Origin of the sequence: Humidisolicoccus flavus, assembly GCF_045689595.1 — a bacterium.
In the GTDB taxonomy this organism is placed as follows: Bacteria; Actinomycetota; Actinomycetes; order Actinomycetales; family Microbacteriaceae; genus Humidisolicoccus; species Humidisolicoccus flavus.
Map to the genome: position 1 here is coordinate 1,959,158 of NZ_CP142724.1, position 12,431 is coordinate 1,971,588.

General features: G+C 64.4%; 9 protein-coding genes. 3 read left to right on the plus strand and 6 right to left on the minus strand.

Annotated features, from left to right (window positions below; genetic code table 11):
* Window positions 1–10 precede the first annotated feature (10 nt).
* Window positions 11–1,186 (minus strand): glycerate kinase, encoded by a 1,176-nt coding sequence (locus tag U2H20_RS09365; RefSeq protein ID WP_430592021.1) that lies wholly within the window; start codon window positions 1,184–1,186, stop codon window positions 11–13.
* 90 nt (window positions 1,187–1,276) lie between these two features.
* Here U2H20_RS09365 and U2H20_RS09370 point away from each other — a divergent pair, with 90 nt between their 5' ends.
* From U2H20_RS09370 to U2H20_RS09380, 3 genes are all read left to right on the plus strand, one after another.
* Entirely contained in the window at window positions 1,277–2,719 is a 1,443-nt protein-coding gene (locus U2H20_RS09370) for an amidohydrolase family protein (RefSeq protein WP_430592022.1), read from the plus strand.
* 356 nt (window positions 2,720–3,075) lie between these two features.
* Window positions 3,076–5,076 carry an acyl-CoA dehydrogenase gene (locus tag U2H20_RS09375; RefSeq protein ID WP_430593626.1) on the plus strand — a complete coding sequence of 667 codons (2,001 nt, stop codon included), beginning with the start codon at window positions 3,076–3,078 and terminating at the stop codon, window positions 5,074–5,076.
* A gap of 89 nt (window positions 5,077–5,165) precedes the next feature.
* Window positions 5,166–6,308, plus strand: a complete 1,143-nt coding sequence (locus U2H20_RS09380; protein WP_430592023.1) for a pyridoxal phosphate-dependent aminotransferase — start codon at window positions 5,166–5,168, stop codon at window positions 6,306–6,308.
* 101 nt (window positions 6,309–6,409) lie between these two features.
* Here U2H20_RS09380 and U2H20_RS09385 read toward each other — a convergent pair whose 3' ends face one another.
* From U2H20_RS09385 to U2H20_RS09405, 5 genes are all read right to left on the minus strand, one after another.
* A complete protein-coding gene (locus tag U2H20_RS09385) occupies window positions 6,410–8,887 on the minus strand; it encodes an ABC transporter permease (protein ID WP_430592024.1) in 2,478 nt (825 codons plus the stop codon).
* Entirely contained in the window at window positions 8,884–9,663 is a 780-nt protein-coding gene (locus tag U2H20_RS09390) for an ABC transporter ATP-binding protein (protein WP_430592025.1), read from the minus strand. The genes U2H20_RS09385 and U2H20_RS09390 overlap by 4 nt, the downstream gene beginning before the upstream one ends.
* Before the next feature lie 178 nt (window positions 9,664–9,841).
* Window positions 9,842–10,726, minus strand: coding sequence for an SDR family oxidoreductase (locus U2H20_RS09395; RefSeq protein ID WP_430592026.1), 885 nt, complete (start codon window positions 10,724–10,726; stop codon window positions 9,842–9,844).
* Window positions 10,727–10,873: 147 nt separating this feature from the next.
* A complete protein-coding gene (locus tag U2H20_RS09400) occupies window positions 10,874–11,491 on the minus strand; it encodes a bifunctional 4-hydroxy-2-oxoglutarate aldolase/2-dehydro-3-deoxy-phosphogluconate aldolase (protein ID WP_430592027.1) in 618 nt (205 codons plus the stop codon).
* Window positions 11,488–12,426 carry a sugar kinase gene (locus U2H20_RS09405; RefSeq protein ID WP_430592028.1) on the minus strand — a complete coding sequence of 313 codons (939 nt, stop codon included), beginning with the start codon at window positions 12,424–12,426 and terminating at the stop codon, window positions 11,488–11,490. The genes U2H20_RS09400 and U2H20_RS09405 overlap by 4 nt, the downstream gene beginning before the upstream one ends.
* Window positions 12,427–12,431: the final 5 nt, after the last annotated feature.

The window sequence follows — 12,431 nt, forward strand, 5'->3', positions numbered from 1 at the left end:
GCGCGGCTGTTCAGGGAGAACGAAACGCGGCTCCGGCGTTGAGCAATCGCGCGACATCTCCGCCGAGCGCCTGCAGGTCGTGCAGCACTGTCTCTTGCAGGTCTGCGAGTTGTGCAGGCCCTCGAGCGGTCGCGAACGCGGCAGTGATGCCATGCCGACGCAGGGCGGCATCGTCGAGCGTGATGCTTCCTGCGAAGACGATGACGGGTGTCTCCGCTGGGGTGTAGCGCCGGATCGCGTCGACCACTTTGCCGTGGAGCGACTGCTCATCGAATCGGCCTTCACCGGTGATGACGACATCGGCGTTCTCCACCCGCTCCTGCAGACCGAGCGTTTCGGCGACGAGTTCGCTTCCCGGCTCGAGGCTGGCGTTGAACAGTGCGAACGGCCCGAGGGCGAGCCCTCCCGCGGCACCGAGGCCGGGCTCGCGGTCGAGTGCTTGGTCTCGTGTGCTGTGTGCTTCCAGAAGCCGTGAGAACACCGAGAGCCCTCTATCGAGCGTCTCGACCTGCTCCGGGTTCGCACCCTTTTGCGGTCCGAAGACTGCCGCTGCACCACGTTCTCCGACAAGGGGATTCGTGACATCGCATGCGAATCGCCAGCGCGTGCTGAAGACGCGCGGATCAAGACCGTTCAGGTCGATCCGATCGAGCGAACTCAGCGCGCCACCACCGGGCGCGAGCTCCGCGCCGTCACGGTCGAGGAACTTCGCGCCGAGTGCGCTCAGCATTCCCGCGCCGCCGTCGGTGGTGGCCGATCCGCCGAGACACAGGATCAATTCGCTGCAACCGGCATCGAGCGCCGCACGGACGAGTGCTCCAACGCCGTACGAGGTCGCATCGAGCGGTCGGAGTGGAGCATCGCTCACACCAGGGAGCCCATTTGCCTCGGCACATTCGATGATCGCGAGGGAGGAATCGCTAGCGATGCCGAGACGTGCAGTGATGGGGCGCCCGAGGGCGTCGCTCGTTGCTACCGTGTGCTCCGTCATGCTCCCGGTTTGGAGGAGCGCGTCGAGTGTTCCTTCCCCGCCATCGGCGAAAGGAAGCTCGGTCACCGTGGCCCTCGGGAGCGCATTCCGAATTCCTTGCGCGATCGCGTGCGCGACTTCGCTCGCGCTCGCGCTGCCCTTGAAGGAATCAGGTGCAACAACCCAGTGCAGGGACTCGGACCTCGGTGTCGTCATGATTTTTCAGCCTAGCGAGTGGCAACTCGAGGCTGCGCAACGAGGCGGCCTTGCTGTGCGGCCGGGCAGCGTGGTCTTACAGTGAGAATCGTGATTATTACGAACGCCCTCGTCGGTGGTGCTCTGCTCGATATCGCCGTTGACACCGCATCCGGAACCATCGCACGCATGACACCAGCGGGCGCCGAATCGCACCGCGACACCGTCGTCGATGCTGCAGGCTCTGTCGTCATTCCCGGGCTCTGGGACGCGCACGTGCACATGGAGCAGACCGCGCGGGCGCTCGGCAGTGTCGACATCAGCCACGCGGAGAGTAAAGCGCAGGCGCTCGCGGTCATCGCCGCCGCGCTCGGTCTTCTCGATCGAGGAGCACCGCTCGTCGTCATGGGAATGCGCGACGGCATCTGGAGCGAAGCCCCGTTGCAAGCAGACCTCGATGCGCTCAGTGCTGCACCCCTGATCGTGCAAAGCTTCGATCTGCACTGCCTGTGGGTGAACTCGGCTGCGCTGCAGTGGTTGCAGTCCGAGAACATCGATGTGTCGCTCGCAGTCGAGGGAGTGCTCCGTGAGGCGCCCGCCTTCGCCGCAACCGCGGTCCTCGATCGGCTCTCTTCGCAAGCGCAGCGCGACACCGACGCGAACAACGCCATGGCGCACGCGCTCTCCCGCGGAGTGGTCGGGATCGTCGATCTGGAGATGGGCGGCGCGATTTCCACGTGGCTTCGTCGCGCGAACAGTGCTGACCTGCCCCTGCGCATTGATGCCGGGGTGTATCCGCACGAGTTGGCGGAGGCCGAAGCGCAGCGCTATTCGACCGGACAATCCCTTGCGAAGCGACTCCGCGTCGGGCCTGCCAAGATCTTGACCGACGGGTCGCTCGGCACTCGCACCGCGTTCTGCCACGAGCCCTACGGAGTTCCCGCGGGCACCGGAACGCTGGAAGTCTCGGCGGACGAGCTCGACGCATATTTTGCACGCGTCGCTGCGATCGGTCTGCAGCCTGCGGTGCACGCAATCGGCGATGCTGCGGTCGGACTCGCACTTGATGCCTTCGAGCGAGCGGGTATCGGCGGGCGCCTCGAACACGCGCAACTCGTTGCGGACGAAGACGTGCAGCGATTTGCAGGCCTCGGCGTTGTCGCTTCCGTGCAGCCTCGGCACGCGCTCGATGACATCGGTCTCTGCGCAACCCACTGGCCCGATCGCCAGCACCGGGCGTATGCGTTCCGCTCGTTGCTCGATGCGGGTGCGACCCTCCTGTTCGGCTCGGATGCCCCCGTCGCGCCACTCGACCCGTGGCAGACCATCGCCGCAGCCGTGCACCGTGCCCACGTTGACGAGGACCCTTGGTTCCCCGAGCAGCAGCTGACGCTCGAGGAGGCGTTCGCCGCCTCGACGCAGTCGACGATCGCCCCTGGTCAGGTCGCTGATCTCGTGATCCTCGCGGACGACCCGTGGACCGCGAATGCTGGACTCGCGGCGCTCGACGTCGCGGCCACGATCGTCGATGGCGAAGTGATGTACCAGGCCTAGGCGACGCCTTTGCAGCGCGCATCGGGTTGCGACCCTCGCGAACGCTCCTAGAACTCCTCTACATGCGTTCTGCCTGATCGTGTGAGAAAACCTACAAAGAGGCTTCGCCCGTGCGCGAGCCTCATTGTGGGCGAGAACAGGGAGTTGCATCGGCGGCCGCTTTCGGGCGTAGCGTGACCTCACCGCCGTTACAAAGGAGATGCCGTGGTTGACACCGCCCCCGCACAATCTGGTCAGACCCGTCCGGAGCGCGCCGCAAAGCGCAGTGCTCCGAGTGCAAATCCGGCTCCGAAGCCGCCTCGGGGAAGTCGCTCGTGCGCACCCCGAAGCCGACGACCTCGATCGATGTCGCCTGGATGCACGACGACCTCCTCGGTAAATGGAAGGACCTCCGTATCGAGGCTCGAAAGCGTGCCTCTGACCCGCAGTTCCAGCAGATCCCGAACCTCACCATGGAAGAGCACCGCGTTCGTGTGCTCAAGCAGCTCAAAGCGCTCACCGCGGACGGCGCACCGTTGCGCGCATTCCCGAAGGACCTCGGCGGTGCTGAAGACGCGGGAGGCAACATCGCAGGGTTCGAAGAGATCTTCCTGGCCGACCCGAGCCTGCAGATCAAATCCGGCGTGCAGTTCGGCCTCTTCGGTGCTGCGGTCCTGCACCTCGGAACGAAAACCCACCACGATCGGTTCCTCCCGGGCATCATGAGCATGGACGTACCCGGCGCATTCGCCATGACCGAGACCGGTCACGGCTCGGACGTCTCCTCGGTCGCGACGACCGCGACCTACGACGAGGCGACCGGGGCTTTCGATCTCCACACGCCATTCCGCGGCGCGTGGAAGGACTACCTCGGAAACGCAGCGGTCGACGGCAAGGCGGCGGTCGTCTTCGCGCAGCTGATCTCCAAGGGCGTCAACCACGGAGTCCACGCGTTCTACGTCCCGATTCGCGACGAAAACGGCGAGCACTACGTCGGCATCGGGAGCGAGGATGACGGCTTCAAGGGTGGCCTCAACGGCATCGACAACGGCCGCCTCCACTTCACGCATGTGCAGGTTCCTCGCGAGAACCTCCTGAACCGCTACGGCAACGTCGATGAAGACGGCACGTACACCTCGTCGATCGAGAGCCCGGGACGACGATTCTTCACGATGCTCGGCACACTCGTGCAGGGCCGCGTCTCGCTCGATGGGGCCTCAGTGCTCGCGAGCAAGGCCGCGCTCTCCATCGCCATTCGCTATGGCGCTGAGCGTCGCCAGTTCACTGCGACCGACGAGCACGAAGAAGAAGTGATCCTCGACTACCGTCGCCACCAGCGTCGCCTCTTCGTGCCCTTGGCCGAGACCTTCGCAATGTCGTACGTGCACGAGCGGCTCCTGGAAGATTTCGACAGCGTCTTCTCCGGAACGGGCGATACACCTGAGGCCCGCGAAGACCTCGAGACGCTCGCGGCAGGACTCAAGGCGCTGTCGACCTGGAACAGCCTTGACACCCTGCAGGTCGCCCGTGAAGCGTGTGGCGGCGCCGGCTTCCTTGCCGAGAACCGCATCACGCTGATGCGCCACGATCTCGACGTCTACGCAACCTTCGAGGGCGACAACACGGTGCTCTTGCAGCTCGTTGGCAAGCGACTCCTGAGTGACTACGCAGCACGATTCAAGGGAGCCTCGCAGCGTTCGCTCGTGCAGTACGCCGCGGGTCAAGTTGCAGACCGAGCGATCTCGAACATCGGGATTCGTTCGTTCGCGCAAGATGCCTCCGATCTCGGTCGACCGGCGGCGGCCTCGGTTGCGTTGCGCCGCACCGAGACGCAGCGCGACCTCCTCGTGGACCGCGTTGAGCAGATGGTCGCCGAGGTCGCTGGCGAACTGCGCCGCACCAAGGGGAAGAGCCGCGCGACGGGTGCCGCGACGTTCAACGACAACCAGCACGCGCTCATCGAGGCTGCGCGTGCCTGGGTCGAGCTTCAGCAGTGGGAGGCCTTCACCGCAGCACTCGACCGGATGCCGGCGCAAACGCGTGGCGTCATGGTGCATGTCCGCGACCTTTTCGGTCTCTCCCTGCTCGAGAAGCACGCTGCCTGGTATCTCTCGAACGGTCTCATGTCGGGAGCGCGCGCGAAGGTCGTGACCTCGACGATCGAACGGCTGCTGGTGAAGATCCGCCCGCACGCGCTCGACCTCGTTGCGACCTTCGGGCTTGACGACCCGCTCTTGCGCGCAAAGATTGCAACCGGGGCTGAGGCTGCTCGGCAGAGCGAAGCCATCGCCTACCACGAGGAACTGCGTTCCTCCGGTCGTGCACCAATCGACGAGAAGAAGCTCAAGGAACGAAAGTCTGTGAAGCCGGGCAAGTAGTTCGAATCATGCAGACGCAGCAATGCCCACCGTGAATCGCGGTGGGCATCGCTGCGTTTCGGGCACCGGCAATCAATTACCCTGAGCACATGCCTGCACTTGCGCCTCATATCCCTGCGGTACCCGCGTCAGGAATTCGACGACTCTTCGAAGTCGCAGAAGAGATCGGCGGCGAGATCACCATGCTCGCGCTCGGAGAACCAAGCGTCGCGATCGCACCGCACATCGCTGCCGCCGCGGTCGAAGCCTGGGAACTCGACGACACGAACTATGCGCCGAACGGCGGCATTCTTCCGCTCCGCCAAGCAATCCAGGCGAAGTTGGCATCGACGAATCAGATCACTGCTGGACTCGACCAGATTTGGGTGACCGTGGGAGCGACACAAGCGCTCTACCAGGCACTCACCGCAACGCTCGCAGCCGGAGACGAGGTGCTGATTCCGAACCCCGGGTACACGACGTTCACCATGGCGCCGCGAATGCTGCAGGCGGTGCCGGTCGGATACTCGCTCCGGCCCGAGCTCGATTTCATGCCCGACTTCGAAGAACTCGAACGGTTGGTGACACCGAGAACTCGGGTGCTGATCGTGAACTCTCCCTCGAATCCCCTCGGCGTCGTGTTCGGAGCATCGACCCTTCGTGCCCTGCTCGCCTTTGCGAAGCGTCATGACCTCTGGGTGATCAGCGATGAGGTGTACGAACACTTCACTTTCGGAAGCGAGCACGTCAGTATCGCGAGCCTTGATGATGACGACCGGGTCTTCACCGCGTACTCGCTGTCGAAGTCGTACGCGATGACCGGCATTCGCGTCGGCTACCTCGTGACCCCGCCCGGGTTCGCGCCGACATTCCGGACCTTGCAGGAGGCGACGATCAGTTGCGTGTCCGTGCCCGGTCAGCGAGCCGGGGTGGCGGCGATCACCGGTCCGAGCGCAGACCTGATCGCCACGCGCGAGGGGTATCGCGAAAACCTGCGCATGTGCACCGCGATGCTGCGCGGTCGAGGGTTCGAGTTCCTCCAGCCACAGGGCGCCTTCTACCTCTGGGTGAATCTCTCGCACGCGAGCGAAGGGAACGTCGCCGCTTGGGCAGAACGCTTCCTTCGTGAACACCGCATTGCCGTGGCGCCCGGCAGCGCGTTCGGCACGGAGGGCGAGGGATGGATTCGAATCTGTCTTGCCGGAAGCGCGGAGGCGCTTGAGCACTGCATCCAGTCCTTGCCGGTTCCCTAGGGCCAGCGCGCGCCCCGCAACACGAAAACTCGTCACCCGCGGCCACTGTTGTGACCAGCGAGCGACGAGTTTTCGTGCTCAATGAAGATCGAGGTGCTGCGTTATTCACGCAACGCTTCAACCGGGGATTGTCGAGTCGCCCGTCGCGCGGGGAGCACCGAAGCGAGCACCCCTGCGACTCCGGCGCCGACGACGATGACTGCGATCTGCAGCCAAGGCAGTGATAGCCGCATTTCGATTTCGGTCGCTTCCGCACCGATCGCCATGAGCCCGGCCCAAGCGAAGAACGCACCGAGCGCGACTCCGAGGATCGCCGAGACCAGGGCGATCAGGCTCGCTTCCGTGGTGAGCATTCCACGGAGGCCGCTCTTGCTGAGCCCGAGTGCGCGAAGCAGGGCAGACTCGCGGCGTCGTTCCAGCACCGACAGCGCCATCGTGTTTCCGATACCGACGATTGCGATCGCGACGGCAACAGCGAGGAGCGCGAGCACCACGAGCAACATGATGTCGAGAATGCTGTTGTACATGATCCGCTCGGGCGCACCACCACCGACCATGTACTCGTCGCTCAGGTTCATGATCGATGTCGCGATTGCTTGCACCTGCCCGGCGTCGAGGTTTGCGGGTAGTTCCATGAGCACCTGATTGTCGACGTTCTGCGAAACTGCAGCCAGATCGTTCGGGTGCATCAGTGGCGTCCAGGCGGAACCGTTCGGCTCGACGACGACCGTGAGTTCGATTGATCCATCGAATCCGGTGACGGTGACGGTTTGACCGTCGAGGCCAACGTAGCTTCTCGAATCCGGCACGACGATCGTGCCCTGCTCGGGTGAGAGGACCGGTGCGTGCGTCACTTGGTCGAGAGAATCGGCTGGAAGCGAGAGCGCCTCACCGCTGGCTCCCGAGCCGTCCGATGCTTCGATGTCGACGTATGCAGACGACGCGAGGACCGCGGATTCCGGGTTCGCCGCAGTCTTGATCGCTTCGAACGCGGCCGCGTTGATCCCCGACTCATTGAAGTTCTGCACGATGAGGTCGATTGGGCGTTCGCGATCGATGGTGGAGACAACGCTCTCGCGCACCGAAGCGGCACCGATGACCATCATCGAAACGAGCGTGACGCCGATGAGGAGCGCTCCCGCGGTCGACGCGGTTCGTGCAGGGTTCCGCACAGAGTTGAGTGCTGCAAGCTTGCTCGGGGTTCCGATCCACGACACCGCGAAGCCAGCGACCTTCACGACCGCCGGGATGACGATCGGGGCCGAAACCAGCACGCCGACGAAGCAGATCACTCCTGCGAGCATTGCTGGCAACAGGCCGATGGTTCCAGCCAGCGCGAGTCCGATCGCGCCAGGAATGATCAGCACTGCGGCGATGATTCCGCGGGTGATCCGGCGGCTGTGCTCGACCTCACGCGCGAGCACCGGGCGAAGCGCTTCGAGCGGCTGCACGGCGGTCGCCCGACGTGCGGGGGCGAGCGCGGCGAGCACGGTCATGACGACACCGAGAGCGAGGCCGATCGCGATGACGATCGGAGAGATCGTCACCTCACCGAGTGCGAAACTGCCGGACGATGACGCTGCAGCGATACCGAAACTCGCTGCGAGCGCGACCACGACGCCGACTGCGCCTGCGACGAGTCCGAGCAGGGAGGCTTCACCGAGGATGCTGCGGTAGATCTGCTTCGTACTCGCGCCGATGCTGCGCAGCAGTGCGAGTTCGCGGGTGCGCTGCGCGATGATGACCTGGAACGTGTTGGTGATCACGAGCCCGGCGACAAAGAGCGCGACAAGTCCGAACGCAAGCAGGACAGAGGTCAGCGCGGTCGCGCTCCCGGTGAGACCTTCGACGCGCGAGTCGACGACTTCCTTGTAGGTGCGGACGGTGACCGCGTCGTTGTCGATTGCAGCGGTGATGTCGGCTTGCAAGGTGCTGGGTGCATCTTGCGCGGCTGCGACCTGGACGGACTGCACCGAGGCGAGCTCGCTGAACGTCTCGAGCGCTTCCGTTGGAACAACGAGCGTCGGGAACCCGTAATCGCTCGAGGCGGTCTCGGTGATTCCGACGATCGTGAGGGCCACGGAGCCGTTTTCGGTCGCGGCGGTGAGTTCGTCGCCGACGGTGAGTCCGAGCTGCCGTGCGGTTGCGGCGTCGAGGGTGGCCTCGTTCTCAGCGGATGGCCACGCGTTGTTCGTAGCGTCGTTCAGCGTTCGCCACTGGAGTTCATCGGGAAGCATTCCGAGTGCAGTCGCGGCAGTTCGGGTTCCATCGTTTGAGATCTGGATGTTCGTGCCTGCAACCGCGGCGCTCGCGGTGACACCGTCAAGGTCTGCGATTGCTTCATTTGCTGCGATCAGGTCAGCGTTCGGGTCCTCGCTCGCCCCGGTGCTCCAATCGGGCTCGATGATGAAGTCAGCGTTCTGCACGTCCTGCGTTACTTCGGTTTCGAAACTGCGCTGGAACGTGCCAGAGAGGGTGAGCGTCGTAACGATGAATCCGACAGCGAGAACGATTGCGATACCGGTCGAAATGAACCGGGGAAGATTGGCTCGAAAACTGGCGAGCGTGACGGCCTTCATCGTTTGGCCACCGATGCGGTTGCAGTGCGCATTGCCTCCTGCACGGTTTCGATGGTCGGTGACTGGAGTTCACCAGTGATCGAGCCGTCGGTGAGGAGGACGACGCGGTCGGTGTGGGCTGCAGCAGCGGCGTCGTGGGTCACCATGATGACGGTCTGCTCGAGTTCGTCAACGCTCGTGCGAAGGAGTGCGAGCACTTCGTCGGTCGAGTGGGAGTCGAGGTTCCCTGTCGGCTCGTCGGCGAAAATCACCGCGGGGCGGGTGAGGAGTGCGCGGGCGACGGCGACGCGTTGCTGCTGGCCACCCGAGAGCTCGCTCGGGCGGTGACGGAGGCGGTCGGCGATGCCGAGCGTCGAGACGATGTGGTCCATCCAGGCCTGATCGACCGGTCGCTTTGCGAGGTCGGAGGGCAGGGTGATGTTCTGGCTCGCGGTCAGCGTCGGGATGAGGTTGAACGACTGGAAGATGAAGCCGACACGGTCGCGGCGCAGTTGTGTGAGCTCCGCGTCTTTCATGCCGGTGATCTCGACGCCGTCGATCCATGCCTGTCCGCGAGAAACCGAGTCGAGCCCCGCGAGGGTCTGCATGAGGGTCGATTTTCCTGACCCGGACGGGCCCATGATCGCTGCGAACTGGCCAGCCGGGAATTCGACGCTGACGCCCGCGAGCGCGTTCACCGCAGCGTCGCCGACTCCGTAGGTCTTCCACAGGTTGTTGGCTGCGGCGGCGGGAACGGCGTGAGCGCCGGGTGCGGTGGTGCGGGTGGATGTTTCCACGGATACCTCTCAATTTCACGGGCAAGAGTGCGCAATTCGCGCATCAATATTGTTTCGAGATGCGTGCGGGGCGGCATCGGTCTCACGGATGGGGTTGCCCGAGCAAAGGTCATCCCCTCGAATGACATCAGCACAATGGCCCGGCGGAACACCGCCGGGCCATTGATCTCGTTCGCGTCTAGAAGGGCTTTCCTCCCGTGACGGAGAGGATGCACCCCGAGGTGTACGAGGCGTCTTCGCTTGCCAGATAGACGTAGGCGCCTGCGAGTTCTGCCGGCTGGCCGGCTCGCCCGAGCGGGGTGTCCTGGCCGAACTCCTGCACCTTTTCGGTGTCGAAACCGGTGGCGGGGATCAGGGGAGTCCAGATCGGTCCGGGGGCGACAGCGTTGACCCGAATGCCGTCAGGCCCGAGCTCCTCCGCGAGTGCCTTCGTGAACGCTGCGCCGGCGGCCTTCGTCATCGCGTAGTCGACGAGATTCGGTGAAGGGTGCGTTGCCTGCACCGAGCTCGTCACGATGATCGAGGAGCCCGGCTTCAAATGTGGCACTGCGGCGCGGGCCGTGATGACGGGGGCGATCAGGTTCGTCTCGACGACCTGTCGGAGACCATCGCTCGGAATCGAGGCAATGCTCTCTCGTTCCTTTTGGTACGCGGCGTTCAAGACGAGCAGCGTGAGGCCACCGAGCTCGCCGACGGTGCGGAGCACGATCGCTTCGGCCTGCTCCTCATCACGAATGTCGCCAGGAAGGAGGAGCGCCTTCTGCCCGGCCTCGCGGATGAGGGCTGCGGTGCTCTCGGCGTCGTCCTGTTCGGCAGGAAGATATGAGATCGCGACGTCAGCGCCTTCTCGCGCGTATGCGATCGCGACTGCTCGACCGATTCCCGAGTCGCCCCCGGTGATGAGCGCGATGTGGTTCTTGAGCTTGCCGGAACCCTGGTAGCTCGACTCCCCGTGATCGGGCTTCGGGGTGGTGTCGGAGGTCAGCCCTGGCTGGTGCTGTTCTTGAGCGGGAAAGTCATCGCTCTGGTGTTTGGTGTTCGGATCTTCGTTTGCTGACTGCATGAGAAACTCCTCGCATTTGCCGGAACCCGTCACCGCGTCCCGGACTTTCCAAGAGAACCCTGGTCGTTTCAGCGTAGGAGCGTCGCGGAGCCATGTCGAGGAGTTCGGGGCAATACAGTCACGCTCGCGGCGAAAGCGAGCAGCGGGTTATGCGCGTCGCGAGGCGATGATGCGGCCGACCTCAGTGATCTCCGATTCCTTCGCGAATGCGGAGCCGAGCGCGACGACGCGGCAGCCTGCGTCGAGGAACTGTTCGGCGTTCTGCGAAGTCACGCCGCCGGTCGCGACGAAGTTCACGGTCGGGAACGGGCCCGACTGGTTCTTAATCCACGAAGGTCCGAGGTTCGAGGCCGGGAAGGCCTTCAGCCAGTTGAGGTCGGCTCGGAGCGCGCGCTGGATCTCGCTGCTGGTCGCGATTCCCGGGAGGTGCGGCATGCCGATGGCGGCGCAGCGCTCGACCACATCGAGGTCGAATCCAGGCGCAACCGTGAACTTCGCGCCCGCAGCGGCAACCGCGTCGACGAGTTCTGGCGACACGATTGTGCCTGCCCCGACGTCCTTGCCGCGCTCGCGACCGGCTGCGACGACGGCACTGAGTACATCGAGGTCGTCCTGCGACATCACAGGGACCTCGACCGACTCGACGCCCGAATCCCACGCGATCGTGCAGAGCTCGATACTGCGTTCGAGCCCGAGTGAGCGAAAAATCCCCATGACGGGAACGTTCGCGAATTCTTTGTCGAAGTATTCGTTGCTGAAGCTCATTGTGAGTCCTTTGCTGACGCCGCGGTGCGGAGGATCGGTTCGACGTGTTCGGAAGTCTGGTCGGTGACGCTCTGCAGCACGAGCGATGCGAGGCGGTGACCGTGGTGGAGGCGCTGTTCGGCGCTCAGCCCCGCAAGGTGGGAGGCGAGCCATCCGGCCGCGAAGGCGTCACCCGCGCCGACCGGATCGACCACGGTGATCGAGTTCGCGGGAACCTCGGTGGACGTATCGCCGGAGAATTCGTGGGCTGCGATGTCGGCATCCTTCACGATGAGGTGCGCAACGTCTGGGAGCAGTGCGCGGATCTCCGCGGCTGTCGCCGTGCCCCAGAGCGATTCGGCTTCGTCGCGGCCGACGAACACGATGTCAGCTGCTCGGGCCAGCGAGAGCAATTCGGCTGCTGCTGCTTCGCGGTTCTCCCAGAGCACCGGACGGTAGTTCACGTCGAAGCTCACGAGCGATTCGTGCGTGGAACGAGCCAGGAGCGCACGGCTGAGTCCGAGCGCGCTCTCCGAGATCGCAGCGGTCACGCCAGAGAGGTGGATGATCGTTGCGGTTGGCAACAGCGGAAGGTCCTCGATCGAGAGACCGGCTGCAGCGGAACCCTTGCGATAGTAGATGACCTCGGTCGATCCTTCAGGTCGCTGCTGCTTGAACATGGTGCCGGTCGGTGCGCCACCATCGCGCACAACTGAGCCAACGGCGACCCCGGCGTCTGCGATCTCGTTCTGGACGAGATCACCGAGCGTGCCCTCACCGAGCCGGCTGTGCCATGCGGCGCGTGCGCCCAACTTCTGGAGTCCGATCGCCACGTTGCTCTCCGCACCGGCGGTACCGAGTACGCAACGTTCCCCCTGAGCCAGGTGTGCGCCTGGCTCAGGGGTGACGAGCACCATCGTCTCGCCGATGGTGAGGACGTCGAACGCTGTTGTCATCGTTG

Coding starts and splice junctions, on each gene's coding strand:
- U2H20_RS09375 (WP_430593626.1), top strand. CDS start 3,076: ATGCACGACGACCTCCTCGGTAAATGGAAGGACCTCCGTATCGAGGCT.
- U2H20_RS09385 (WP_430592024.1), bottom strand. CDS start 8,887: ATGAAGGCCGTCACGCTCGCCAGTTTTCGAGCCAATCTTCCCCGGTTC.
- U2H20_RS09400 (WP_430592027.1), bottom strand. CDS start 11,491: ATGAGCTTCAGCAACGAATACTTCGACAAAGAATTCGCGAACGTTCCC.
- U2H20_RS09395 (WP_430592026.1), bottom strand. CDS start 10,726: ATGCAGTCAGCAAACGAAGATCCGAACACCAAACACCAGAGCGATGAC.
- U2H20_RS09405 (WP_430592028.1), bottom strand. CDS start 12,426: ATGACAACAGCGTTCGACGTCCTCACCATCGGCGAGACGATGGTGCTC.
- U2H20_RS09365 (WP_430592021.1), bottom strand. CDS start 1,186: ATGACGACACCGAGGTCCGAGTCCCTGCACTGGGTTGTTGCACCTGAT.
- U2H20_RS09380 (WP_430592023.1), top strand. CDS start 5,166: ATGCCTGCACTTGCGCCTCATATCCCTGCGGTACCCGCGTCAGGAATT.